A 25,899-nucleotide genomic window follows, 5' to 3' on the forward strand; every position below is an offset into this window, starting at 1 on the left:
CTCGTCAGGCCCGACTATCCTAAGGGGGAAATTCTTCTCCCGGGAGCGACACCATGGGTTCCACCTTCAATGGCCTGGTTGGCCTGATCATCCTCGCGCTGGATATCTGGGCGGTCATCAACGTGCTTAAAAGCGGCGCAGAAATCGGGATGAAAATCATCTGGGTGCTGCTGATCCTGCTGCTGCCGGTGCTGGGCCTGGTTATTTGGGCGATTGCGGGTCCCAGAGGCAACATGCGGCTTTGACCCCGCCTTCAAAGCCAACACATTCCCCTGTGGGAGCGAGCTTGCTCGCGATTGCGGTCTGTCTGCCAGATTGATGTTGGATGTGCCGTCGTCATCGCGAGCAAGCTCGCTCCCACAGGGATCTCTGTGTGCTTGAATGATCTTTGGTCTGACGAAGGTTCGACCTGTCATGTTCGGCGACGTAGAATGCGCGCCTTTCCTTCACCGGGGACTTCCCATGAGCACCACCAAGACCAGCGAATACCTGGAAACCCTCTACGAAGGCTACGGTCAGCGTTTTCGCATGGAAAAACTGCTGCACGAAGTGCGCACCGAGCACCAGCACCTGGTGATTTTCGAAAACCCGCGCATGGGCCGGGTCATGGCGCTGGACGGCGTGATCCAGACCACCGAAGCCGACGAGTTCATCTACCACGAGATGCTCACCCACGTGCCGATCCTGGCGCACGGCAGCGCCAAGCGCGTGCTGATCATCGGCGGTGGCGACGGCGGCATGCTGCGTGAAGTGGCCAAGCACCGCAGCATCGAACACATCACCATGGTCGAAATCGACGGCACCGTGGTCGACATGTGCAAGGAATTCCTGCCGAACCACTCCAAGGGTGCGTTCGATGACCCACGCCTGAACCTGGTGATCGACGACGGCATGCGTTTCGTCGCCACCACCCAGGAAAAATTCGACGTGATCATCTCCGACTCCACGGACCCGATCGGTCCGGGTGAAGTGCTGTTCTCGGAGAACTTCTACCAGGCTTGCCGCCGTTGCCTGAACGAAGGCGGCATTCTGGTGACCCAGAACGGCACGCCGTTCATGCAGATCGAAGAAGTGAAAACCACCGCCGGGCGCCTGCGCAGTTTGTTCCCGGACTGGCACTTCTATCAGGCCGCGGTGCCGACTTACATCGGTGGTGCCATGACATTTGCCTGGGGCGCGACCAACACCGCGTACCGCAAACTGTCGCGCGAAACCCTGAGCCAGCGTTTTGCCGGCAGCGGCATCATCACGCGCTACTACAACCCGGAAATCCATATTGGCGCATTCGCTCTTCCGCAGTACGTGCTGCAAGCGGTGAACAAGCCAGGTAATGATTAAGCGGAACTGACTAAAAAGGGCCGCGAGGCCCTTTTTTGTGTTTCCAGATATGCGTTGTACGAAATTTTCACAAGTGCTCCAAGACAATTCGCCCGCATCGATTTAACACTCAACCCTCTGTTTACTCTTGTTCCAGAGCCCTGGAAGCCAGACTTTGGGGGGAGCTTGCCAGTAATGAATGGCAATGCCGTGAGTGATCGTGCAACATTTGCGCATCGCGCAAGCCCCCGACCATTTCCTGCAAGTAACGGCAAAGAGAGGGCTGGGCGCCGCAACATCTTTGAAATTTCAACTTCCAATGGGTCCTAAAACGAAATGGCAAACCCTGACGCCCTGAGTTCGCAGCGAGCTTCGAATCGCTTGCTGCAACCGACCGTCAAATCGCATTTGGCTTATACGCTGCTTTGCGCCCTGGTCATGATGGTGATGCTCTCCCTGCTGCGCCTTGCGCTGCTGGTTTACAACCGGGAGATGATCCTTAGCACCCCAGCCTCGACCTTCCTCGAAGCTTTCGCCAACGGCCTGCGTTTCGACCTGCGTCTGGTGGTCTACCTCAGCATCCCGTTGTTGCTGGCGCTGTTCAGTGTCCGGGCGATGGCAGCCCGTGGTCTGTTTCGCTTCTGGTTGACCATTGCCTCGAGCATCGCGCTGTTCCTCGGCCTGATGGAAATGGACTTCTACCGCGAGTTCCACCAGCGCCTCAACGGCCTGGTCTTCCAGTATGTGAAGGAAGACCCGAAAACCGTCATGAGCATGCTCTGGTACGGCTTCCCCGTAGTCCGTTATCTGTTGGCCTGGGCCGTTGGCACCTGGCTGCTGAGTCTGGCGTTCAAGGGCGCCGACCGTGCAACGCGCCCACGCGGCCCGTTCAGCGGTGGTGCCATCAGCACCCGTCAAGTAGCCCCTTGGTATGCGCGCATCGCGGTGTTCGTGGTCTGCCTGTTGATCTGCGTCGTGGCCGCCCGTGGCACTCTGCGTCAAGGTCCACCGTTGCGTTGGGGTGACGTTTACACCACCGACTCGAACTTCGCCAACCAGTTGGGTCTGAACGGCACGCTGCAGTTGGTTGCCGCCGCGAAGAGCCGCATGTCCGAAGAGCGCGACAACATCTGGAAGCCGACCATGGAGCAGTCTGAGGCCCAGAAAATCGTCCGCGATATGCTGTTGCTGTCAGACGAGAAGCTGGTTGACGCCGATATCGCTGCGGTACGCCGCGATTACACGCCACCGGCCGACAAGACCCTGCCGATCAAGAACGTCGTTGTGATCCTGATGGAAAGCATGGCCGGTCACTCGGTAGGTGCTCTGGGCGCGCCGGGCAACATCACGCCAAACCTCGACAAATTGTCGAAAGAGGGTTTGCTGTTCGACCGTTTCTTCTCCAACGGCACCCACACCCATCAGGGTATGTTCGCCACCATGGCTTGCTTCCCTAACCTGCCGGGCTTCGAATACCTGATGCAGACCCCGGAAGGCAGCCACAAGTTGTCCGGCCTGCCGCAGTTGCTCAGCGCCCGTAAATACGACGATGTGTATGTCTACAACGGCGATTTTGCCTGGGACAACCAGTCGGGCTTCTTCAGCAACCAGGGCATGACCAACTTCATCGGGCGTAACGACTACGTCAACCCGGTGTTCTCCGACCCGACATGGGGCGTGTCCGACCAGGATATGTTTGACCGTGGCCTGCAGGAACTCAAGGCGCGCGAAGGCAAGCCGTTCTACGCGTTGCTGCAAACCCTGTCCAACCACACGCCGTATGCGTTGCCGACACCATTGCCGGTCGAGCCAGTCACCGACCGTGGCAGCCTGAACGAGCATTTGACTGCCATGCGCTACGCCGACTGGGCGTTGGGGCAGTTCTTTGAAAAGGCCCGCAAAGAGCCGTACTTCAAGGAAACCCTGTTTGTCATCGTGGGCGACCATGGTTTTGGCAACGAGCGTCAAATCACCGAAATGGACCTGGGCCGCTTCAACGTGCCGATGCTGATGATTGCACCGGGCATCCAGGAAAAGTTCGGTCAACGTGACCATACCGTGGGCACTCAGATCGACATCGTGCCGACCATCATGGGCCGCCTCGGTGGCGAAGTGCGTCAACAGTGCTGGGGCCGCGACCTGCTCAACCTGCCGCAAGGCGACACCGGTTTTGGCGTGATCAAGCCATCGGGCACCGAGCAGACCACGGCCATCGTCACGGCTGACCAGATCCTGATTCTGCCCAAGGAAAAGGAAATGGACCCGAAGATGTACCAGTACCAACTGGGTGCCAACCCGCATGCCGAAGTCGTCCCGAATGCACCGCGCACCGCTGAGCTGAAGCTCAAGCTGGAAGCGTTCCTGCAAACCGCGACCAAGAGCTTGCTGGATAACACCGCGGGTGTAACCGAAAGCACGCCGAACAAGTAACGCAAGCAATAGAAAAAAAGGCCCGCAAGGGCCTTTTTTTTGTCTGCTGAATCAGTCGGTGGTCAAACCCTGCCGAAAACCCGGATGGCTTGACGCGGTTCTGTGCCATGCAACCGCTACGGTTTGCCTGGGATATTCAGCAATTTGATGGTCATGGGTGCAGGAAAATCCTTCGCTACACTGCGCAACATCTTCCCCGGAACAACAAGGCAACTCCCTATGCAAAATCGCATGATGATCACTGGCGCCGGGTCCGGCCTGGGTCGCGAAATCGCTCTGCGCTGGGCTCGTGAAGGTTGGCAGTTGGCCTTGTCCGATGTCAGCGAGCCTGGTCTGCTGGAAACCCTCAAGCTGGTCCGCGAGGCCGGTGGTGACGGTTTCATTCAGCGTTGCGATGTGCGTGACTACAGCCAGCTGACCGCCTTCGCACAAGCCTGTGAAGAGAAGCTGGGCGGCATCGATGTGATCGTCAACAACGCCGGCGTGGCCTCCGGTGGCTTCTTCAGTGAGTTGTCGCTGGAAGACTGGGACTGGCAGATCGCAATCAACCTGATGGGCGTGGTCAAGGGCTGCAAGGCGTTCCTGCCGCTGCTGGAAAAGAGCAAAGGCAAGATCATCAACATCGCCTCGATGGCCGCGTTGATGCAAGGCCCGGCCATGAGCAACTACAACGTGGCCAAGGCTGGCGTTGTGGCGCTGTCCGAGAGCCTGCTGATTGAACTGGCACAGCAGGAAATCGCTGTGCATGTGGTCTGCCCGTCGTTCTTCCAGACCAACCTGCTGGATTCCTTCCGTGGCCCGACCCCGGCCATGAAAGCCCAGGTCGGCAAGTTGCTGGAAAGCTCGCCGATTACCGCCAGCGACATCGCCGATTACATCTACCAGCATGTTGCCGCTGGCGAGTTCATGATACTGCCCCACGAGCAGGGCCGTATGGCCTGGGCACTCAAACAGAAGAACCCGCAACTGCTCTACAACGAAATGACCGTGATGGCCGACAAGATGCGCGCCAAGGCCAGGCAAAGCGCCAGTGGAACTTGCGAGTAGCGGGCCGCGTCGTTAGGGTTGCCGCATCTGGCAGCCCTGACGAGATGTGTGCATGCTCAATTACCTGTGGTTTTTCCTCGCCGCGCTGTTCGAAATCGCCGGCTGTTTCGCTTTCTGGATGTGGTTGCGGCAGGGCAAAAGCGCCTGGTGGGTCGTACCTGCGCTGCTCAGTTTGACGCTGTTCGCCATTTTGCTGACCAAAGTCGAATCGACCTACGCGGGCCGCGCTTATGCAGCCTACGGCGGCATTTACATCATTGCGTCCATCGGCTGGCTTGGCGTGGTCGAGCGGATTCGACCGCTGAGCTCGGATTGGCTAGGCGTTGCACTCTGCGTGTTAGGCGCGAGCATCATTCTGTTTGGCCCGCGATTCTCTGCCTCTTGAGCCATCGGCGTTGTGATGCAGGGAAGGTCTGTAAGGGGAATCGTTCTGCTGCGTAGGGCGGGACTGTTTTACTGCCGTTGCATTGAAGACTTGGCGTCAGCCGGTCATCTTCAAGGCCCGGTAACCTCAAGGACTAGAGCCATGCTCGTACTCAGCCGCGTCGTGGGCGAATTGATCTCCATTGGCGACAACATCTCTGTGCGCATCCTCGCCGTGAACGGAAGCAACATTCGGTTCGGCATCGAGGCCCCGCAAAACATCAATGTGCATCGCGCCGAAGTCTATGAGCGCATTCAGGCCAAACGGGTACACGGCAAACGCAGCTGAAGCCCTCAGTCAAACAGGTGCTTGGGCACGTCGTGCTTGAGCATCAGCTGGCATTGCTGGCTTTCCGGATCGAACACAATCAGCGCCTGACCTTTGCTCAACGCATGGCGGACGCGCAGCACGCGGGTTTCCAGCGGGGTTTCGTCGCCATTGTCGGTACCGTCACGGGTGACGAAGTCTTCGATCAGACGGGTCAGGGTGTCGACTTCAAGTTGGTCGTGGGGAATCAGCATAGGCACCTCGGGTCATCAATCCGGCGATCCTACGGCGGATAACCATTAACAGCCAGTAGGAGCTGGCGTAGCCTGCGATCTTTTAGCGTCTTCAAAGGCGTTGAAGATCAAAAGATCGCAGCCTGCGGCAGCTCCTACGAGGAACGCGGCAATCGATTCAGCTGCCGCGGATCAGCTTGCGCAAGGCGAACCGGTTCGGATGGCAGGCCTCGGCGACGCTTCTGGGCAGCGGCAACGGTTCGTTGTCCAGCCACGCCGCCAGCAACTCACCGGACAGCGGCGCAGTGATCAAGCCGCGTGAGCCGTGGCCGCTGTTGACGTACAACCCATCGAGCCATGGGCACGCGACATCTGGTACCTGCCGGGCGTCCTTGCTCAGTGCGGCGTAGGCCTGGGCGAATGCCTGGCTGTCAGCCAAAGGGCCAACGATCGGCAGGTAGTCGGGGCTGGTGCAGCGGAACGCGGCGCGACCTTGAAGCTGTTCCGGGTCCAACTGTTGGGCGTGCAGGCGGGTGACCAGATCGCTGGAGATTTCCTCCAGCAGCTCCAGGTTGCCGAGGTGTTCGGCGGTGGTCGGGGTCAGGCCGTCGCTCTTGAAGTCGAAACTGGCGCCCAGGGTGTGTTCACCCAAGCGCGCGGGGGCGATGTAACCTTCGGCGCAGACCACGGTCGCCAGACTCTGGCTTTCAGCGGTTTGCGCCAATCGGGTGATTTGCCCGCGAATGCGTTTGAGCGGCAGCTCGGCACTTTGCGCGAAACGTTTGATTTCCGCTGCGCCGGCCAGTACCACCACTGGCGCACTGGCGAGCAGGGTGTCGCCGTCCCAGGCTTGCCACTGATCATCGACCTTGCGCAGTTCCAGAACATCGCGGTGCGTCAGTAGCTGGACATTGGGTTGCGACGCTTGCCATTGGCACAGGGCCGGTGGATGAACCCAGCCACCCTCTGGATAGAACAGCCCGCCGTGCGCCAGTTCGATTCCGGCCTGGGCCTGCGCGTGCGGCTGGTCCAGCAGGTGCAGCAGATCGGCGGGAAAGGCTGCCGCCAACTGCGCCTGACGTTCGGCTTCCTTGGCATTGAACGCCAGTTGCAGCACTCCGCAGTCGTCCCAATCAACACCGCGCTGCAAGTGTTCGAGTAAGCGCCGGGTATGCCCGAAACCGCTGACGATCAATTGCGAAAGTGCCGTGCCGTGCGCCGAGAGTTTCAGGTACAGCACGCCTTGCGGGTTGCCGGAGGCTTCTTGCGCCAGCTCGGCATGCCGTTCCAGCAGGCTTACCTGCCAACCGCGTTCGGCGAGGCTGGCGGCACTGGCACAACCGGCAAGCCCGGCGCCGATCACCAATGCGCGACGTTCGCCGTTAACCTGATTCGGGCGAGCAAACCATGGCTTGGCGACTACCGGGGCCGGTGTCTCTTCAGGCCAGCCGACGAACTCACCCCGGAGGATTTCCCATTTGTGGCCGATGCCCGGCGTACGGCGCATTTTGAAGCCCGCCGCATTCAGCAGACGGCGTACCCAGCCGGTGCTGGTGAAGGTGCTGATGGTCGAACCGGGCGCCGCCAGACGCGCCAGTTCGGCAAACAGTTCGGCGGTCCACATGTCGGGGTTTTTCGCCGGGGCGAAACCATCGAGAAACCACGCGTCGATCTGTGCGTCCAGCTGTGGCAGTTGCTCCAGCGCATCGCCGATCAACAGCGTCAGCGTCACGCGGCCGTTATCCAGCACCAGCCGCTGAAAGCCCTGGTGGATGGCGACGTACTGCGTCAGTAGCTGATCGGCAAAGGGTTTGAGGTCCGGCCATAACGTCAGGGCGCGTTGCAGGTCGGGCGGGCTCAGCGGGTATTTTTCGACACTAATGAAATGCAGTCGGGCGCCGGCCACTGCCTGTTGTTCGAACAGCTGCCAGGCGCAGAGAAAATTCAGCCCGGTACCAAAACCGGTTTCGCCAATCACCAACCGGCCGTTGGCCGGAAGTTCGGCAAACCGTTCGCTCAGACGGTTTTGCTCGATGAACACGTAACGGGTTTCATCGAGGCCCGACTGATCGGAGAAATACACGTCGTCAAACACCCGCGAGCGCGGGCGACCTTGGTCGTCCCAGTCGAGCTGGGCATGCGGTACGGGGTTCGGCAGTATTTCAGGATTCATGGTCGGCTCAGGCGAGGCAAGATGGCCATTCTAGCCGATCGCGACACAGGCGATTGATCCATGGCAAATCGGATGGGATTGCCCGGACAAACACTCGGTCAATCCGCTAGTCTTGCTCAATCTTGGAAGGGAGCCACTCATGTTCGAATCTGCCGAAATCGGTCATGCGATCGATAAAGAAACCTACGAAGCCGAGGTGCCGGCGCTGCGTGAGGCGTTGCTCGAAGCCCAGTTCGATCTCCAGCAGCAGGCCCGTTTTCCGGTGATCGTGCTGATCAACGGGATTGAAGGCGCGGGCAAGGGCGAGACGGTCAAGTTGCTCAATGAGTGGATGGACCCGCGACTGATCGAGGTGCGCACCTTCGATCAGCAGACCGATGAAGAACTGGCGCGACCACCGGCCTGGCGCTACTGGCGGATGCTCCCGGCCAAGGGGCGGACGGGGGTGTTTTTCGGCAACTGGTACAGTCAGATGCTACAGGGGCGGGTCCATGGTCTGTTCAAGGACGCGGTGCTGGACCAGGCGATCAACCAGACCGAGCGCCTGGAGAAAATGCTCTGCGATGAAGGCGCGCTGATCTTCAAGTTCTGGTTTCACCTGTCCAAGAAACAAATGAAGGCGCGTCTCAAGGCCTTGCAGGACGACCCGCTGCACAGCTGGCGCATCAGCCCGTTGGACTGGCAGCAATCGCACACCTACGACAAGTTCGTGATGTACGGCGAGCGCGTGATTCGCCGCACCAGCCGTGACTACGCGCCCTGGCATGTGATCGAAGGCGTGGACGCGCATTACCGCAGTCTGACCGTGGGCAAGATCCTGCTCGAAGGTCTGCAAAACGCCCTCAAACGGCCCGCGGTCAAACCGGACAAAGTCAACGCTGCACCGCTGCTGACCAGCGTCGATCAACTGAGCCTGCTCGGCAGCCTGGACATGAGCCAGCGACTGGAAAAAAACGATTACGAGGAGCAACTGATTACCGAGCAGGCACGGTTTTCCGGCCTGATGCGCGACAAACGCATGCGTCGACACGCACTGATTGCGGTGTTCGAGGGTAATGACGCCGCGGGCAAGGGCGGGGCGATTCGGCGTGTGGCTGCGGCACTCGATCCGCGCCAGTACAGCATTGTGCCGATTGCCGCGCCGACTGAGGATGAGCGCGCCCAGCCGTACCTGTGGCGTTTCTGGCGACAGATCCCGGCACGGGGCAAATTCACCGTGTTCGACCGATCCTGGTATGGCCGGGTGCTGGTGGAGCGCATCGAAGGCTTCTGCAGCCCGGCGGACTGGATGCGTGCCTATGGTGAAATCAACGATTTCGAGGAGCAGATCAGTGCCTCCGGCGTGATCGTGGTGAAGTTCTGGCTGGCCATCGACAAGCAAACTCAGTTGGAGCGTTTTCAGGAGCGTGAATCGACTCCCTTCAAGCGCTTCAAAATCACCGAAGACGACTGGCGCAACCGCGAGAAGTGGGACGACTACCGGACTGCCGTCGGCGATATGGTTGACCGCACCAGCACCGAGGTTTCGCCCTGGACCCTGGTGGAAGCCAACGACAAACGCTGGGCCCGGGTCAAAGTGCTGCGCACCCTCAATCGCGCGCTGGAAGATGCTTTCGAGAAATCCGACAAGCAGGAGAAGAAGTCGAAAAAGGATAAGAAGTAGTCCGATGGTTTTGCATACGCGGGGTGAATGATTGTCGCGGTCGGCCGGGAGCTGGATTTATGCTCGATCCACTTCCTGAACGACAACAACAATGAGGTATGCCATGCGTGAAGTAGTGATCGTCGATAGCGTGAGAACCGGACTGGCCAAATCCTTTCGCGGCAAGTTCAACCAGACGCGTCCGGACGACATGGCAGCCCATTGCGTCAACGCGTTGCTTGCGCGCAACGACATTGACCCGGCCAGTGTCGAGGATTGCATCGTCGGCGCCGGCTCCAACGAAGGTGCCCAGGGGTTCAACATTGGTCGCAACGTAGCGGTGCTCTCGCATTTGGGCATCGGCACCGGCGGTATGACCCTCAACCGCTTCTGCTCCTCGGGCTTGCAGGCGATTGCCATCGCGGCCAACCAGATTGCTTCGGGTTGCAGCGACATCATCGTTGCCGGCGGTGTCGAGTCGATCAGCCTGACCATGAAAAGCGTCAATACCGACAACCTGATCAACCCGCTGCTCAAGGAGCAGGTGCCCGGCATCTACTTCCCGATGGGCCAGACTGCGGAAATCGTTGCCCGTCGCTACAACGTCAGCCGCGAAGAGCAGGACCGCTACGCCCTGCAAAGCCAGTTGCGCACTGCCCAGGCGCAGGCTGCTGGATTGTTCAACGATGAAATCGTGCCGATGGCAGTGAAGTACAGGGTCGAAGACAAAAACACCGGCCAGGTGCAGATCCTTGAAGGCATTGTCGATAGCGATGATTGCAACCGTCCGGACACCACCTACGAAAGCCTGGCGGGACTGAAACCGGTGTTTGCCGAAGACGGTTCGGTCACGGCCGGCAACTCTTCGCAACTGTCTGACGGCGCTTCGATGACTCTGGTGATGAGCCTGGAAAAAGCACTACAGCTGGGACTGAAGCCGAAAGCCTTCTTCCGTGGATTCACCGTTGCCGGTTGCGCCCCGGACGAAATGGGCATCGGCCCGGTGTTTTCAGTGCCAAAACTACTCAAGGCCAAGGGCTTGCAGGTGGCGGATATCGATCTGTGGGAGCTCAACGAAGCCTTTGCTTCGCAGTGCCTGTACAGCCGCAATCGCCTGGAAATCGACAACGAGAAATACAACGTCAATGGTGGTTCGATTTCGATTGGTCACCCGTTCGGCATGACCGGTTCGCGTCAGGTCGGCCATCTGGTGCGCGAACTGCAACGGCGCAACTTGCGTTACGGCATCGTGACCATGTGCGTGGGCGGCGGGATGGGCGCTACGGGGTTGTTTGAAGCGGTATAGCGCCTGTTAAATCGCCATCGCGAGCAAGCTCGCTCCCACAAGGACCGCACAAAACCTGTGGGAGCGAGCTTGCTCGCGATGAAGGCAGCGCAGATATTCAGCTAATACGCTCACGGCTCATTAGCTGCATCCGCTCGATGTACGCATGAATCTCCTGCTCGGCCGCTGCATGGCTGGTGAACGGTCCTTCCTGGGTGTTCTCCCGGGTACTGAAATACAAATCACCATTCACCCGACACATCCGGTCACTGCGAAAGTGCGTGGCAGGGGCGGTGTCTTGGGCACGCATGCCGTACATGGCGGTCTCCTTGAGCGGATCCTGAAGGTCGAAACAAAATCAGCTTATGTCTGAATCACTTGAGGTGCCTGACCATCCGATCAGTGGCAAACCGTCAATTTATCGGTACGACCGATACAGTCTCATTTGCGGCTTGTCATCAACTGTCCCTGTGTGATGCCTCGGCGGCGGCCTAGAATGGATTTTTCTTGCCGTCGGCCTTTGGGGTTTCCATGCACATTTCGTCCGGTCGCTGGGTTTATGGTCTGTTCCTCGCCTTGCTGACCGCGTTTTTGTGGGGAATCCTGCCGATCAAACTCAAGCAAGTGCTGCTGGTGATGGACCCGGTCACAGTCACCTGGTTTCGACTGATGGTGTCCGGCAGCTTTCTGTTCCTTTACCTGGCGGCGACCAAACGTCTGCCGAGCCGACGGGCACTCGGGCCTAAAGGTGGCTGGCTGGTGCTGATGGCGGTACTCGGGCTGGTGGGCAATTACGTGTTGTACCTGATGGGCCTGAACCTGCTTAGCCCGGGGACCGCGCAACTGGTTGTGCAGATGGGCCCGATCCTGTTGCTCATCGCCAGTCTGTTTGTGTTCAAGGAGCGTTTCAGCCTGGGGCAGGGGATTGGCCTGCTGGTGCTGTTGCTGGGCTTTGGGCTGTTTTTCAATCAGCGGCTGAGCGAGTTGCTGACGTCTTTGAGTGATTACACCGCAGGCGTGCTGCTGGTGCTGGCGGCGTCGACCGTCTGGACCTTTTATGCGCTGGGCCAGAAACAACTGCTGACGGTGTGGAACTCGCTGCAGGTGATGATGGTGATCTACCTGTTTTGCGCCTTGTTGCTGACGCCGTGGGTGCATCCACTGGAAGCTTTGCAACTGAGCCCGCTGCAAGGCTGGTTGCTGCTCGCGTGCTGCCTGAACACGCTGATCGCCTATGGCGCGTTTGCTGAAGCACTGGCCCATTGGGAAGCGTCGCGGGTGAGTGCGACGCTGGCGATCACCCCGCTGGTGACCTTCGCCGCCGTGGCACTGGCCGCCTGGTTATGGCCCGATTATGTGCAGGCCGAAGAGATCAACCGTTTGGCGTACGGCGGGGCAGTGCTGGTGGTGCTGGGTTCGGCGCTGGTCGCGTTGGGGCCGTCGCTGATCGCCGGGCTCAGGGCCCGGCGGATGCGGGCTGCGGTCAGTCGATAACCGCGTCATCGTTCATCGCGAGCAAGCTCGCTCCCACATTGGATTTGTGGTGTATGCAAAACCACTGTGGGAGCGAGCTTGCTCGCGATGACTGACTGCCAGGCGCTAAATAACGTTCAGATTCACCCCTGCTTGCCAGCCTCCAGCATGTTCTCCGGCCGTACCCAGGCATCGAACTGCTCATCCGTCAGATAACCCAACTTCAACGCCGCCTCGCGCAGGGTCAGCCCTTCGCCGTAGGCTTTCTTGGCGATCTCGGCGGATTTGTCGTAACCGATGTGCGGGTTCAGCGCCGTCACCAGCATCAAACCGCGTTCCAGATGCGCCGCCATCTGCTCGGCGTCCGGCTCCAGGCCTGCGATGCAATGCTGCTGGAAGTTGCTGCAGCCATCGCCCAGCAGCCGGATCGATTGCAGCAGGTTGTGAATGATCACCGGTTTGAACACGTTCAGTTGCAGGTGACCCTGGCTGGCCGCGAAACCAATCGCCACGTCGTTGCCCAGCACCTGACAGGCGAGCATCGACAGCGCTTCGCACTGAGTCGGGTTGACCTTGCCGGGCATGATCGAACTGCCGGGCTCGTTGGCGGGCAGCTTGACCTCGGCAAAACCGGCCCGTGGCCCGGAGCCCAGCAAGCGCAGGTCGTTGGCGATTTTCATCAGCGTCACGGCGAGGGTTTTCAGTGCGCCGGACAGGGTGGTCAGTGGCTCATGCCCGGCCAGCGCGGCAAACTTGTTCGGCGCGGTGATAAACGGCAGGCCGGAGAGGGCGGCCAGTTCAGACGCAATCGCCTCGCCAAAACCATGCGGCGAATTGAGGCCGGTGCCTACTGCGGTTCCGCCCTGAGCCAGCTCGCAGACGGCCGGCAAGGCGCTGCGGATCGCTCGTTCGGCGTAGTCGAGCTGCGCGATGAAGGCTGAAAGCTCCTGGCCGAAAGTGATCGGCGTGGCATCCATCAAGTGCGTGCGACCGGTCTTCACCAGGTTCATGTGTCGGGCGGCCAGCTCTGCCAAACCTCCGGAGAGTTCAGCGACCGCCGGCAACAGATGCTGTTGCACGGCCTGCACCGTGGCGATGTGCATGGCGGTGGGGAAGCTGTCGTTGGAACTCTGCGAGCGATTGACGTGATCGTTGGGGTGCACCGGAACCTTGCCGCCACGGGGGTTGCCGGCCAGTTCGTTGGCGCGACCGGCGATCACTTCGTTGACGTTCATGTTGCTTTGGGTGCCGCTGCCGGTCTGCCAGACCACCAGCGGGAACTGGTCATCATGCTGGCCATCGAGCACTTCGTCGGCCGCCTGTTCGATCAGTCGGGCAATGTCGGCCGGCAGATCACCGTTGCGATCATTGACCCGTGCTGCAGCTTTCTTGATCAGCGCCAGGGCGTGCAATACAGCCAGCGGCATGCGTTCGTTACCGATCGCAAAGTTGATCAGCGAGCGCTGCGTCTGTGCGCCCCAGTAGGCTTCATCCGGGACTTCCACCTGGCCAAGGCTGTCGGTTTCGATTCGGCTCATCGGTCACATTCCTGTAGGTCTGATAGCGCAGTTTAGGCCGTGATTGGCGCTTGAGGTTCCATCAGTCGTTTTTTCTACCGTTCGGCCCTGCAAATCAGGCCTGGCAAGGGGGAGGGGTTGAGCGCATGAGTTTTTTAGGCGCAGAATGGCCACCCTTGGGGTTTTACCTCGCCTGCTAGAATAGGAAACTCGATGACTCGTCTTCGTGCCATCTGTACCGCGGTTGCTCTGGTCTGTGCCAGCGGCCAGGTTTTCGCCGATACCGCCAGCCACAACGCCAGTGCCGAAGCGTTCCTGACCCTGGCGCACGCTGACAAACTGGGCACTCCGGTGTACATGCAAGTGCAGCAAATGTTCGCCCAGCGCTTTGAACAAACCAAAGCGCCGGAATCGAAAAGAGCCTTGCTGGAAACCTACCAGGCCAAGGCCAACGCAGCTCTGGACGCGGCCATTGGCTGGAACAAGCTGAAACCGGACATGGTCAAGCTCTACACCACCAACTTCAGCGAATCCGAGCTCAAGGACCTGGTCGCGTTCTACCAGTCGCCACTGGGCAAGAAAGTCCTGGAAAAAATGCCTCAGTTGACTCAGCAATCGGCCCAGATGACTCAAGCCAAACTGGAAAGTGCGGTGCCTGTGGTCAACAAGCTGCTGTCTGACATGACTGCCGAGCTGACGCCGAAAGACGCTGCCGCTCCAGCCAAGAAAAAGCCTTGAGCGGAGCCCCGCAATGACCATGCAACAACGTATTGAATCGGCACTGAACGCGTTGCAACCCGCGCATCTGGATGTGCTGGACGAAAGCCATATGCACAGCCGTGGGTTGCAAACCCACTTCAAGGCCGTGGTGGTCAGCGAGCAGTTTGCCGGGCTCAACAGCGTCAAGCGCCACCAGAAGGTCTACGCCACGTTGGGTGACCTGATGGGCGAGTTCCATGCGTTGGCGCTGCATACGTACACGCCTGAGGAATGGGCGAAGACCGGCGCGGCACCTGCCTCGCCGACCTGCGCTGGCGGTAGCCATTAAGCAGCTGCAAGATTCAAGCTACAAGCTGCAAGTTCAAGGCGACCCGCTCCGTGCTTGCCGCTTGAAGCTTGCCGCTTACCGCTGCTCCTTTGCTACAATCCGCAACGCGCCGCTTAGCCGGCGCGTTTTTTTTCGCATCCGGTTCACCCCTTACGAGGGTAGCCACCTGGAGAATCACCCATGACACAACAGATTGTCGTGGCGGCACTGTATAAGTTCGTCACCCTTGAAGATTACGTCGCCCTGCGCGAGCCACTGTTGCAGGCGATGGTCGACAACGGCATCAAAGGCACTTTGCTGATTGCCGAAGAAGGCATCAACGGCACGGTTTCCGGTAGCCGCGAAGGCATCGACGGGCTGATGGCCTGGCTCAAGAACGACCCGCGCATGGACGACATCGACCACAAAGAGTCGTACTGCGATGAGCAGCCGTTCTACCGCACCAAGGTCAAGCTCAAGAAAGAAATCGTCACCCTGGGTGTTGAAGGCGTCGATCCGAACAAGAAGGTCGGCACCTACGTTGACCCGCAGAACTGGAACGCCTTGATCAGCGATCCTGAAGTGCTGCTGATCGATACCCGCAACGACTACGAAGTCTCGATCGGCACGTTCGAAGGTGCGCTCGACCCGAAAACCACCAGTTTTCGCGAATTCCCAGACTACATCAAAGCCAACTTCGACCCGGCCAAACACAAGAAAGTCGCGATGTTCTGCACCGGCGGCATTCGTTGTGAAAAGGCTTCGAGCTACATGCTCAGCCAGGGCTTCGATGAAGTCTTCCACCTCAAGGGCGGGATCCTGAAGTACCTCGAAGAGGTGCCGAAGGAAGAAACCAAATGGCAGGGCGACTGCTTCGTGTTCGATAACCGCGTCACCGTTCGCCACGACTTGAGCGAAGGCGACTACGATCAATGTCATGCCTGTCGTACGCCAGTGAGCGTCGAAGACCGTGCATCCGAGCACTATGTCGCTGGCATCAGTTGCCCGCATTGCTGGGATAAGCTGAGTGAGAAGACCCGTCGCAGTGCGATCGACCGGCAGAAACAGATCGAACTGGCCAAGGCCCGTAATCAGCCGCACCCGATTGGTTACAACTACAAGCAATCAAACACCGAGGCCTGAACCATGTCCGCGCGCCTGCTCTATGTAATGGATCCGATGTGTTCCTGGTGCTGGGGCTTCGCTCCGGTGGCCGAGGCCCTGGTCGAGCAGGCGCAGGCCGCGGGCGTTGAAGTGCATCTGGTGGTCGGCGGTTTGCGCACAGGCAGTGGTGCGGCGCTGGAACCCACCACTCGGCGCTACATTCTCGAACACTGGCAGGCGGTCACCGAGGCCACCGGCCAGCCGTTCAAGTTCGAAGGCGCGCTGCCCGACGGTTTTGTCTACGACACTGAACCTGCCTGCCGCGCACTGGTGACAGCGCGCAGTCTGGCGCCGGATTGCGCGTGGAAACTGCTTAAACTCATTCAGCGGGCCTTTTATGCCGAGGGCCGTGACGTCACCCGCGCCAGTGTATTGGTGGAGTTGGCCGAACAAGCCGGTTTGCCACGTATCGAGTTCGCGGCAGCTTTTGATCGTGCCGATCAGCACGCGGCCACGGCGGCAGACTTCACCTGGGTTCAGGATCTGGGCATCGCCGGGTTCCCGACCTTGCTGGCCGAGCGCAATGGTCAACTGGCACTGTTGACCAATGGCTATCAACCGCTCAGCGAGCTGTCACCGTTGCTCGGTCGCTGGCTGGAGCGCGCCGCCTGTGTATGACCGGCCCGATGATGTGCAGCAACCCAAGCGGGTCGATCGGCTGAGTTGGGCGGAAATCCGTCGTCTGGCGCTTCACCATAAAAAATCCCTGTGGATCGCTAACGGCGTCGCCGTACTGGCGACCCTGTGCAGTGTGCCGATTCCCTTGCTGTTGCCGCTGCTGGTGGACGAAGTGCTGCTGGGGCATGGCGACGCGGCACTGAAAGTCATGAACCACGCGCTGCCGGCCGGCTGGCAAAGCGCCGCTGGCTACATCGGTTTGATGTTGCTGGTGACCTTGACCCTGCGTTGCGGTGCGTTGATGTTCAACGTCTTGCAGGCACGCCTGTTTGCCGGATTGGCCAAGGACATCGTCTACCGCATTCGCGTGCGACTGATCGAGCGACTCAAGCGTATTTCCCTCGGTGAATATGAAAGCCTGGGCAGCGGTACGGTGACCACGCACCTGGTCACCGACCTGGACACGCTCGATAAATTCGTCGGTGAAACCCTCAGCCGTTTTCTGGTGGCGATGCTGACGCTGGTCGGCACGGCGGGCATTCTGGTCTGGATGCACTGGAAACTGGCGCTGCTGATTCTGCTGTTCAATCCACTGGTGATCTACGCCACGGTGCAATTGGGCAAGCGGGTCAAACACCTGAAAAAACTTGAGAACGACAGTACCTCCCGGTTCACCCAGGCGCTGACCGAAACCCTGGATGCGATTCAGGAAATCCGCGCTGGTAATCGCCAGGGTTTTTTCCTTGGACGACTGGGGATGCGGGCGCAAGAAGTGCGCAACTACGCCATCAACTCACAGTGGAAAAGCGACGCTTCAAGCCGCGCCAGCGGTTTGCTGTTCCAGTTCGGCATCGATATCTTTCGCGCCGCTGCGATGCTCACAGTGCTGTTCTCCGACCTGTCCATCGGCCAGATGCTTGCGGTGTTCAGCTACCTCTGGTTCATGATCGGGCCGGTCGAGCAGCTGCTGAATCTGCAATACGCTTATTACGCGGCCGGTGGGGCGCTGACGCGAATCAACGAGTTGTTGTCGCGTGACGATGAGCCGCAGTACCCAGGTGGCGTCGACCCGTTCAAGGGGCGCGAGACGGTGGGCATCGAGGTGCAAGGCTTGAGTTTCGGCTACGGCGGTGAGCTGGTGCTGGACAAGATGAACCTGTCCATCGCCCCTGGTGAGAAAGTCGCGATCGTCGGCGCCAGCGGCGGGGGTAAAAGCACGCTGGTGCAATTGCTGTTGGGGCTCTATACGCCGCAGGCGGGCTGCATCCGTTTTGGTGGCGCGACTCAAGAGGAAATCGGCCTGGAAACCGTGCGCGAGAATGTCGCGGTGGTTTTGCAGCATCCGGCACTGTTCAACGACACCATTCGGGCCAACCTGAGCATGGGCCGCGAACGCAGCGACGAAGCTTGCTGGCAGGCGCTGGAAATCGCCCAGCTCGACGCTACGGTCAAGGCGTTGCCGCAAGGGCTGGACAGCATCGTTGGCCGTTCCGGTGTGCGCTTGTCCGGTGGCCAACGCCAACGCCTGGCCATTGCGCGCATGGTGCTGGCGGAGCCGAAGGTCGTGGTCCTCGATGAAGCGACCTCGGCGCTGGATGCCGCCACCGAATACAACCTCCATCAAGCACTGGCACGGTTTCTCAGCGGCCGAACGACACTGATCATTGCCCACCGGTTATCGGCGGTAAAACAGGCAGATCGCGTGCTGGTATTCGATGGTGGCCAGATTGCCGAAGATGGCGACCATCAGCAGTTGATTGCTGATGGTGGTTTATACGCCAAGCTTTATGGGCATTTGCAGCAGCATTGATAGCTTTGGGGTCAGTTTTAATCGCTGGAGGAGTTTGACGAACTTGAATCGCTTGAAGAACCGCTGCTTTCAGGGGCCGGCCGCTTGCGCGGGTTAGGACGCTTACCCCATATGACGTTCAGTGCCTCGACTCCGCGCGCATGACCAAATTCTTTCATGACGATTGAGCAGGAGTCGCATGGAGGTAAGGTGGTGACCACTGTCACTGATTTAATGTCTTCAGCATTTGGGTATTTTTCGCTGATGTATCCAATCAGCTTGCTCTCGCTGTCTACTGACGTAACCCGATTTAAGACATCGGAGCTGCTGGCATCACTCATCGGGTGTGGGATTGCCAGCAGGTTTCCGTCTTCGCTCAAGTGAAGAGAGACTGGGTCAATAGGGTTTCTAATGCCGTCGACATTAAAGTAAGTAGCACCGTTGAGTTCGATTTCTGTAAAGCCATCACTGGTTTTGAACAGCGGGAGATGTTGGGTGTTATCCCCGACGCCGGAAACGCTGACATATATTTCAGTTCGCCCGGCAGCAGTCTCGACTTTGGCATAGCCTATGTTTTTCAGGTTTTCCGAATGTTGTTTGGTCGGAAGAATTTTTTGCAGTTGTTCCATCGCGTTGTCGATCTTTACGGTATTGGTCGACCGGTGTGGCGAAGCGGTTGTTGACTTGTTTTTGAAAAGTATTTCGAAGATGTTGGCTGTCGATTCTTGCATCGTTTCTGACGCAAGGGCATTGGATTTCCATACCGCTGCACCCTCGGGTAACTCTGCGACAATCATTCTTGTTCCGTAATCAAACATCAGGGCTTCGGCCGAGGAGGTATCGACTTTTAACCACTTCATATTGGCAGGAGGATTGCCCGGCGTGCCGATGGCTGTCGCGATCTCATCTATTTTGACCAGTGCAAGCTTGATCTTTTCTTCTCCGTAAATGCGTGCGGTGTTGTTCGCATTTAACGAGCCTGCGTACACGCGCTTCAGCTCCTCTCCCAGAGTGCCTGCGAGTAGTTCGTCCGGAGTCAGCCTTTTCATCATCAGTGGTGTATTAATGCTGTCGCTGGGCGAGAGCCTCGCCAGGTAATAGTCATCAGTATTGAGTCTGGTGAATATGTATGTGGTTTTTTTATCTATGGAAGGTACGATAATTGCGCCGGTGTCATGTACGTCATCAATGTTTTTCGCGGTGCCGGTTACTTTGATGCCTCCATATATACCCGTCTGGAATTCCACGATGGCGGAAACTTCTTCTTTGGGAACAGGGGTTCTTTGCGTGAGACCAATCCATTCAGGTTTTCCCTTATAGGTGTTTAGCTTGCCGTCCTTAAGTTCGTAGATCTTTCCTTCAAAGTTCAGCAAGCTACGGTCGTCGGCGGATTTCGGAGTTGAAGGGTAGCTGGTTACCTCCCCAAACCACGGGGCCCAGCTCTTCTCCTCGGTAAACGTTCCTCGCTGGGGGCGTTGGGCAGGGTCGTCAGCTAATATGTATTTGGTCTTGCAGGCATCGCCAAAATTGCGACGAGTACGGCATGGCACCTGTTTGAGTTTCTCACTGGCGTCAAGACTGCTGACACGTCGCAAGCTGCCGTCATGCAGCCTGTAAGGGACATCGTTGAGGAAGAAGGTGCTTGTGCCATCGACTTCCAGCACCTCGTGTACGCGGGTGTCATTAGAGAGCTTGAAGATGTCGTGGTTATGCTTCTTTTCCAGTGCACTGTAGTGTGATCGCCCCAACGAAAGATCACCTGAGCGGGTGGCGAGTATAGGGCCATATGGCTTGCCAGATAACGGGTCAATCAGGCGATAGTCTGGTTTACTTGTCAGGCCCGTATTGCGTATGGGGACATCTTCAATGCCGCGCACTGTCGCCAAGTGGTCGCCTGCGACCCTGGACCTCCAGGTACCGGGAGTAGCCGATGTGGAAACAGCCCCGACGATGTTGTATTGTCCGGCATGGCCGCCCAATGACTTCACCTTGAACAAGCCTTTCTGGCCGTACCGCAAAACAATTCTGGAGCCTGATTTGAATAGCAACGGGAAGAGCTCCAGAGGGTTCAGGTTTTGCGCCGTTGCCATGAGCAATGTTTTTGTCAGGTTGCCAAAACCCCGCAGAGTCGCACGTGCGCCGAGTTTTCCGGCAGTCGATACCAGTTTTACTACGCCCGATACGTACTTACCGATAGGGTACGCAAAGATGGCCATGTCTAAGATTAAACCGAACACGCCTTGAATGATCCGATTTCTATCACCTGAGGCGATATCTTCGATGGCGTTCCAGAAAGGCACGAACATTTTTATTACCTTGAGGGTTTTATCTGTCTGGGCTTGTATACGGTCAAATTCAGTTTCCCCGCGGGCATGAGCAAGAAGAAGTGTTTCGTCAACAAAAAAAAGAGTGCTGGTGATCAACTCAGTAATTTGACGTGAGCGCAAAGAAGATAGTGTGTGTGGTACGAAGTCCGGCTCTTGGTCGGGCTGAACGCTGCTGAGGGTGTTTCCCAGCTGCTCTATGATCGCCTCGCAACTTGCACCTGGCAGGGGAATGGTCCCGGCTGTATGTGCACCCCAATCGAATGGAAGTGTCTTGGTGCGAACGACACTCACTGTGACGGCAGAGCCTTTTGAGACTTTCCACCTTTCAGTTTTTAGCGCCCCGCCAATGAAGTTTTGATTGAACGATTTGAGGTGACGAATCACTCCCGCGTTCGGTATGCATTCGTAATATGATTTTTGGTTGTTGTGGGTGGCTTCCAATATAAAACCTCTGCGGGCCCTGAGTGGTTTTATGATCTGCTCGGACTCGTTCTGTGCCTCCTCTCCAGAGGTGGGCGCCCTCAAGGTATATATTTTTATAATGCCATGTTCTATTGCCTGGCGATCGAGTAATGGTAAAGATGATAATTGGCTTTTTATCAACTTTTCGTAGGCGATTTTTTGTGAGGTGAGATAAGTGTTGAATTGCTCTTGGAAGACGGCGCTGATGTCAGGCAAGTATTTGTCACCTGGGGAGTACCTGCCTGAAGAGTTAGAGAATATGATGTTTTTGTAGATTTGTATTTTTCGATCGCCATCAAGGTGGATCCAGAGTGTGCTTCTTTGTTTTCCATCCGGTGTTGTCCTGTACCATTTTTTACCGTCATCAAACTTCCCGGATGCATACACGTCAAGAAAGCTGAAGGACTCTTTGGGGGCACTCTTTAACGTGGGCGTATCAAAGAAGCTGCTCGACCATTGAGAGGGCTCGGGTATCAATCTGTAGCCATCCGACATGAATGCATCGCCAAATAGCTTGGCCATCTCTTGTTTGGCCAGATCCAGTCGTTTGGGAGGTTCCTTGTCGAGTTCAGTGATGGCATTGCTCAATGTTTGTGTGTGCGCGTCAAGCGCAGAGACTGATCGCTCGATTTCTTCCTTTGTATAGTTGGCATCGGTTCTTTCACGAATAACTCCATTGGTGACAGCCCATTCCAGGGTAGGACTAAGTCGTGCGAGAGCTATGATATTCAGGGCCTGCGCAGAGGCTTCTTCAGTTTGATCAATCGGGAGGTCGACCAGTTCCTGGAATTTCAGTAGTCGCAGCAAGACTGGATCTATGGCATGGGCGAGGTTGACGCCGTGTACGAAGTTTACCCAAACCACTGAGCTTCGGTAGGCCAGTTCGGGTGGTATATCGCGAACCTGAAACTCTGGTGGAAACAACGGTTGATAAAGGCATGCAATCAGAATTGATTCATTCACTGATGAGGCGTGTTTTGAGCTGAGCAGATGCGACTCGAATTCGCTCCAGATTGCCTGATAGCTTTTTCCCCAGTTGGATGGCTTTTGCCAACGGTAGCCGGCAATACCGTCCGGGTTTTCGCTTGACGATTGTTCTGCCCACAGACGAATGGCCTTGCTCACCAACTTGGTTCGGATACCCGGAGCGGCATCGTCGCGGAGTTTGCCACCGTACCAACCCAGCTCTTCAAGCAACCGGTTTCCCAGTACCTTTGCCTTGTCGCAATGCAGCAGTTGTTCCAGGCAGGTCATGGGTGTCGTACGCAGTTGTAGCGTGCCCGGCATGGAGGGAATGAAGCTTGACAGGTAATCCAGCACGGAAGTTTTATCGGATGGCAGGAATTCCTTGACGACCTGAATGACTGCTTGATGGTCGGATGCTCTGACCAACTCGTCGATATCGATGCCGCTTTCAAGCCCCAGCATATGGCTTGCCCGTTTCTCTTCAAGTGCATGAGTGACTGAGTCCAGTGCAGTGGAATCTCTTGCTTCCACGGTCGAGAGACCGTAATACCTCAGCATTCGAGGGAGGCTGATCAGGCCGTCGGAGCGCATCTGTCCGCCTATGTTGCGAACGGCACTCTCAATTTCGCTTGTCCAGTCGCGCCACTGTGGTTTGTCGGTCAGGGTTAACGTGATTTCACCTATCCCGTCCAGGCCTGTCGTTTCATAGACGGCCTGTTCCTCTCCGATAGTGACTGACAAGGAACCGGATCTTGTTTTGAGTTTCCGGGAAAGTGCCAGGTAGTCCTCATCACTGAGCAGTTTGTTCAGGAAAACCTGTCCGGCCTCGTACTCTTGAGCCAGGGGGGAATGATGGGAAGGGCTCATAAAGGCACCGGTAGGATCCAGTGACTCCTGTTTGATGAGTCTCAGTTGACGCAACATGGTGTCATAGTCCGCTAACTGACCTTGGTATCTTTGTGCATCAGTGCTGGTTGCGGAGCTGGTGGAGGTGGTTATCTGCATGATGAATACTGACTCTGTATGAAATGAGGAGGCAGTGTTCATTGATCCGATGTGGTCAGGTTGGTACATATTTATTGATCGAAAATTTAGGGTGGTTACGGAGGACGGTTCCAGCACCGTTGGCTTGCTGGGAGCGAGAAGGCACCCTAGGCTAGCGGTAGTGGTTTAACTTGGTGATGATCGCCAGCGCCTATGCAAAGGACCTCATGAAGCAAAAACGGACTCTCGGAACGCCACGGTTGTTGGGCATCGTCTGGCCATTTATCGCCGTCGTGTTATTTCAGGCCCTGTTGGGTGGCGTGAGCCTGTACGTTCTGTCGGCGGTTCGCGGCTACGTTGCCGGCGAAAGCCTGTGGTCCAAGGGCCAGAAAGATGCCATCTATTACCTCAATCTCTACGCCGACAGTCGCGACGAGTCGATTTTCCTCAAGTACCAGAATGCTATTGCAGTCCCTCAGGGCGGGCATGAACTGCGTGTTGCGCTGGATAGTCAGCCGCCCGATCTGGCGGCTGCCCGACGTGGCATCCTCAAGGGCGGTAACCATCCCGATGACGTCTCCAGTCTGATTTGGCTGTATTTGAACTTCCGGCATTTCAGCTACCTGGAAACCGCAATCGATCGCTGGACCGTAGGTGATGCCTATCTGGTGCAGCTCGATAGCGTCGCCCGTGAAATGCATCAGCGCATTGCCGGCAACCAGGCGACCGACGCTGACATCCAGCGCTGGAAAACCCAGATATTTGCCATCAACGAAGGGGTGACACCCGCCGCCAAAGCCTTCAGTGACGCATTGGGCGAGGGTTCGCGGCTGATTCTACGGTTGTTGCTGTTCACCAACCTGGCCACGGCATTGGGGTTGATTGCCCTGGCGTTGCTACGAACCCATAAGCTTCTGGCCCAGCGCCATGCGTTTGCCAATGCCTTGCAGCTGGAAAAGGAACGCGCGCAAATCACCCTGCAATCGATTGGTGATGGCGTGATCGCCACCGACGTTGAAGGCGCCATCGCTTACATGAACCCGGCGGCCGAAGAGTTGACCCACTGGAAAGCTGAACAGGCGGTCGGGTTGCCGCTGGCGGCCTTGTTCAATCTGCTGGACGAAAATGCCCAGGCTGACGGCTTTACCCTGATCGAGCACATTCTCAGCGGTCAACTCAGTGGTGGCAGTGAGCACTCCAAACTGATTCAGCGGCTGGACGGCAGCACGGTTTCCGTGACGCTGGTGGGCTCGCCGATTCGCAATGCAGGCAAGGTCAGCGGCACAGTGCTGGTGCTGCATGACATGACCCAGGAGCGGCAGTACATCGCCAATCTTTCCTGGCAGGCCACCCACGACGCCCTGACCGGGCTGGCCAACCGTCGCGAATTCGAATATCGCCTGGAGCAGGCGCTGCACAACCTGACGCGCCAACCTGCCCGGCATGCCTTGATGTTCCTCGACCTGGATCAATTCAAACTGGTCAACGACACCTGCGGACACGCCGCAGGTGATGAGTTGCTGCGGCATATCTGTGCGTTGTTGCAGTCGGGATTGCGCGAAGGTGACACCCTGGCCCGGCTGGGCGGTGACGAGTTCGGCATCCTGTTGGAAAACTGTTCGCCGCAAGCGTCGGAGAAAATCGCCGAGGGCCTGCGTCAGACAGTGCAAAACCTGCATTTTGTCTGGAAAGGCCGGCCGTTCGTGACCACCGTCAGCATCGGCCTGGTGCACATCATTCAAGCTCCGGCCACCCTTGAGGCTTCATTGCGTGCTGCCGATATGGCCTGCTACATGGCCAAGGAAAAGGGCCGCAACCGGGTGCAGGTCTATCATGCCGACGATTCCGAGCTGTCCTTGCGTTTCGGCGAGATGGCCTGGGTGCAGCGCTTGCACATGGCGCTCGAAGAGAATCGCTTCTGCTTGTACTCACAGGAAATCGCTGCGCTGGGGCATGTCGAGCGAGGTGGCGGGCATATCGAAATCCTGCTGCGTCTGCATGACGAAGCCGGGCGGATGATCCTGCCGGACAGTTTCATTCCTGCCGCCGAGCGCTATGGGTTGATGACGTCGCTGGATCGTTGGGTGGTCGAGAACGTTTTCAAAATCATTGCTCAGGGCATCGCGCAAGAGCGCGAAGGGCCGTTGGCCATGTGTGCGATAAATCTGTCAGGTATTACGATCGGTGATGAGGCTTTCCTACACTTCCTACGTGAGAAGTTCATTGCCTATGCCATCCCGCCTGAAATGATTTGTTTTGAAATCACTGAAACCAGTGCAATTTCGAATTTAGGCAGCGCAATCAGATTTATTAATGAACTCAAAGGGTTAGGTTGCCATTTTTCGTTGGATGACTTTTGTGCCGGTATGTCCTCATTCGCTTATCTGAAACATTTGCCTGTAGACTTCTTGAAGATCGACGGGAGTTTCGTAAAGGATATGCTGGACGACCCGATTAACCGTGCAATGGTCGAAGTGATCAATCACATCGGTCATGTCATGGGTAAGCGCACCATTGCCGAGTTTGTTGAAACACCCCAGATCGAGCAGGCATTGCTGGAGATCGGGGTGGATTATGCTCAAGGGTATGTTATCGAACGCCCGCAATTGTTTACCTGTGACAGCCTGCAATGTCGGCCCACCAGACCGCGGCCTCTGTTATTCAAGGCGCCTGGCACATTCCGTTGAAGTCTCTTGCTGATCCGTACAATCACAATCAAAAGGAGTGCGACAGTGATCGATACATTCAACAGAT

20 protein-coding genes are annotated in these 25,899 nt (G+C 57.5%); 15 read left to right on the forward strand and 5 right to left on the reverse strand.

From position 1 onward, the window contains the following. Positions 1–53 precede the first annotated feature (53 nt). From AC1RKH_RS19930 to csrA, 6 genes are all read left to right on the forward strand, one after another. Entirely contained in the window at positions 54–245 is a 192-nt protein-coding gene (locus AC1RKH_RS19930; protein WP_493063313.1) for a PLDc N-terminal domain-containing protein, read from the forward strand. A gap of 217 nt (positions 246–462) precedes the next feature. Then, positions 463–1,338 carry a polyamine aminopropyltransferase gene (speE, locus tag AC1RKH_RS19935; RefSeq protein ID WP_493063312.1) on the forward strand — a complete coding sequence of 292 codons (876 nt, stop codon included), beginning with the start codon at positions 463–465 and terminating at the stop codon, positions 1,336–1,338. Positions 1,339–1,653: 315 nt separating this feature from the next. Continuing rightward, the gene (locus AC1RKH_RS19940; RefSeq protein WP_493063311.1) at positions 1,654–3,747 is read left to right on the forward strand and encodes an LTA synthase family protein; all 2,094 of its coding nucleotides are present in this window, start codon (positions 1,654–1,656) and stop codon (positions 3,745–3,747) included. A gap of 219 nt (positions 3,748–3,966) precedes the next feature. Next, positions 3,967–4,794, forward strand: coding sequence for an SDR family oxidoreductase (locus AC1RKH_RS19945; protein WP_493063310.1), 828 nt, complete (start codon positions 3,967–3,969; stop codon positions 4,792–4,794). A 52-nt stretch (positions 4,795–4,846) separates the two neighbouring features. Then, on the forward strand, positions 4,847–5,179 hold the full coding sequence (locus AC1RKH_RS19950; protein WP_493063309.1) for a YnfA family protein: 333 nt from the start codon (positions 4,847–4,849) through the stop codon (positions 5,177–5,179). Positions 5,180–5,320: 141 nt separating this feature from the next. Continuing rightward, positions 5,321–5,506 (forward strand): carbon storage regulator CsrA, encoded by a 186-nt coding sequence (csrA, locus tag AC1RKH_RS19955; protein ID WP_493063308.1) that lies wholly within the window; start codon positions 5,321–5,323, stop codon positions 5,504–5,506. 5 nt (positions 5,507–5,511) lie between these two features. Here the strand turns inward: csrA and AC1RKH_RS19960 are convergent, their stop codons facing one another. Both AC1RKH_RS19960 and mnmC read right to left on the reverse strand, forming a co-directional pair. Further along, positions 5,512–5,739: a YheU family protein gene (locus tag AC1RKH_RS19960; RefSeq protein ID WP_019693006.1), complete on the reverse strand. Its 228-nt coding sequence runs from the start codon at positions 5,737–5,739 to the stop codon at positions 5,512–5,514. 157 nt (positions 5,740–5,896) lie between these two features. After that, a complete protein-coding gene (gene mnmC / locus AC1RKH_RS19965) occupies positions 5,897–7,891 on the reverse strand; it encodes a bifunctional tRNA (5-methylaminomethyl-2-thiouridine)(34)-methyltransferase MnmC2/FAD-dependent 5-carboxymethylaminomethyl-2-thiouridine(34) oxidoreductase MnmC1 (RefSeq protein ID WP_493063307.1) in 1,995 nt (664 codons plus the stop codon). Between the two features lie 139 nt (positions 7,892–8,030). On the opposite strand from mnmC, the gene pap reads away from it, so the two are divergent. Continuing rightward, on the forward strand, positions 8,031–9,554 hold the full coding sequence (gene pap / locus AC1RKH_RS19970; RefSeq protein WP_493063306.1) for a polyphosphate:AMP phosphotransferase: 1,524 nt from the start codon (positions 8,031–8,033) through the stop codon (positions 9,552–9,554). Positions 9,555–9,657: 103 nt separating this feature from the next. Next, complete coding sequence (locus AC1RKH_RS19975; RefSeq protein ID WP_493063305.1) at positions 9,658–10,839, forward strand: thiolase family protein; 1,182 nt, start codon at positions 9,658–9,660, stop codon at positions 10,837–10,839. A 97-nt stretch (positions 10,840–10,936) separates the two neighbouring features. Here the strand turns inward: AC1RKH_RS19975 and AC1RKH_RS19980 are convergent, their stop codons facing one another. Then, on the reverse strand, positions 10,937–11,137 hold the full coding sequence (locus AC1RKH_RS19980; RefSeq protein WP_493063304.1) for a DUF6316 family protein: 201 nt from the start codon (positions 11,135–11,137) through the stop codon (positions 10,937–10,939). Positions 11,138–11,349: 212 nt separating this feature from the next. Here AC1RKH_RS19980 and AC1RKH_RS19985 point away from each other — a divergent pair, with 212 nt between their 5' ends. Beyond that, the gene (locus tag AC1RKH_RS19985) at positions 11,350–12,312 is read left to right on the forward strand and encodes a DMT family transporter (RefSeq protein WP_493063303.1); all 963 of its coding nucleotides are present in this window, start codon (positions 11,350–11,352) and stop codon (positions 12,310–12,312) included. Between the two features lie 122 nt (positions 12,313–12,434). On the opposite strand, the gene AC1RKH_RS19990 is transcribed toward AC1RKH_RS19985, so the two are convergent. Beyond that, complete coding sequence (locus AC1RKH_RS19990; RefSeq protein WP_493063302.1) at positions 12,435–13,829, reverse strand: class II fumarate hydratase; 1,395 nt, start codon at positions 13,827–13,829, stop codon at positions 12,435–12,437. A 192-nt stretch (positions 13,830–14,021) separates the two neighbouring features. Here AC1RKH_RS19990 and AC1RKH_RS19995 point away from each other — a divergent pair, with 192 nt between their 5' ends. From AC1RKH_RS19995 to AC1RKH_RS20015, 5 genes are all read left to right on the forward strand, one after another. After that, positions 14,022–14,546 (forward strand): DUF2059 domain-containing protein, encoded by a 525-nt coding sequence (locus AC1RKH_RS19995; RefSeq protein ID WP_123426939.1) that lies wholly within the window; start codon positions 14,022–14,024, stop codon positions 14,544–14,546. A 13-nt stretch (positions 14,547–14,559) separates the two neighbouring features. Then, complete coding sequence (locus AC1RKH_RS20000) at positions 14,560–14,856, forward strand: BolA family protein (protein WP_493063301.1); 297 nt, start codon at positions 14,560–14,562, stop codon at positions 14,854–14,856. 180 nt (positions 14,857–15,036) lie between these two features. Further along, positions 15,037–15,978 (forward strand): oxygen-dependent tRNA uridine(34) hydroxylase TrhO, encoded by a 942-nt coding sequence (trhO, locus tag AC1RKH_RS20005; protein ID WP_493063300.1) that lies wholly within the window; start codon positions 15,037–15,039, stop codon positions 15,976–15,978. Positions 15,979–16,014: 36 nt separating this feature from the next. Then, on the forward strand, positions 16,015–16,617 hold the full coding sequence (locus tag AC1RKH_RS20010) for a DsbA family protein (RefSeq protein WP_262111884.1): 603 nt from the start codon (positions 16,015–16,017) through the stop codon (positions 16,615–16,617). After that, positions 16,610–18,427 (forward strand): ABC transporter ATP-binding protein, encoded by a 1,818-nt coding sequence (locus tag AC1RKH_RS20015; protein WP_493063299.1) that lies wholly within the window; start codon positions 16,610–16,612, stop codon positions 18,425–18,427. Before AC1RKH_RS20010 ends, AC1RKH_RS20015 begins: the two co-directional genes overlap by 8 nt. 17 nt (positions 18,428–18,444) lie before the next feature. Here AC1RKH_RS20015 and AC1RKH_RS20020 read toward each other — a convergent pair whose 3' ends face one another. Next, positions 18,445–23,235: a hypothetical protein gene (locus AC1RKH_RS20020; RefSeq protein WP_493184049.1), complete on the reverse strand. Its 4,791-nt coding sequence runs from the start codon at positions 23,233–23,235 to the stop codon at positions 18,445–18,447. 137 nt (positions 23,236–23,372) lie between these two features. Here AC1RKH_RS20020 and AC1RKH_RS20025 point away from each other — a divergent pair, with 137 nt between their 5' ends. Continuing rightward, positions 23,373–25,832 (forward strand): EAL domain-containing protein, encoded by a 2,460-nt coding sequence (locus tag AC1RKH_RS20025; protein ID WP_493063297.1) that lies wholly within the window; start codon positions 23,373–23,375, stop codon positions 25,830–25,832. The last annotated feature ends 67 nt before the right edge of the window (positions 25,833–25,899 follow it).

Source organism: Pseudomonas sp. GW822-FHT06B12, from assembly GCF_058799675.1.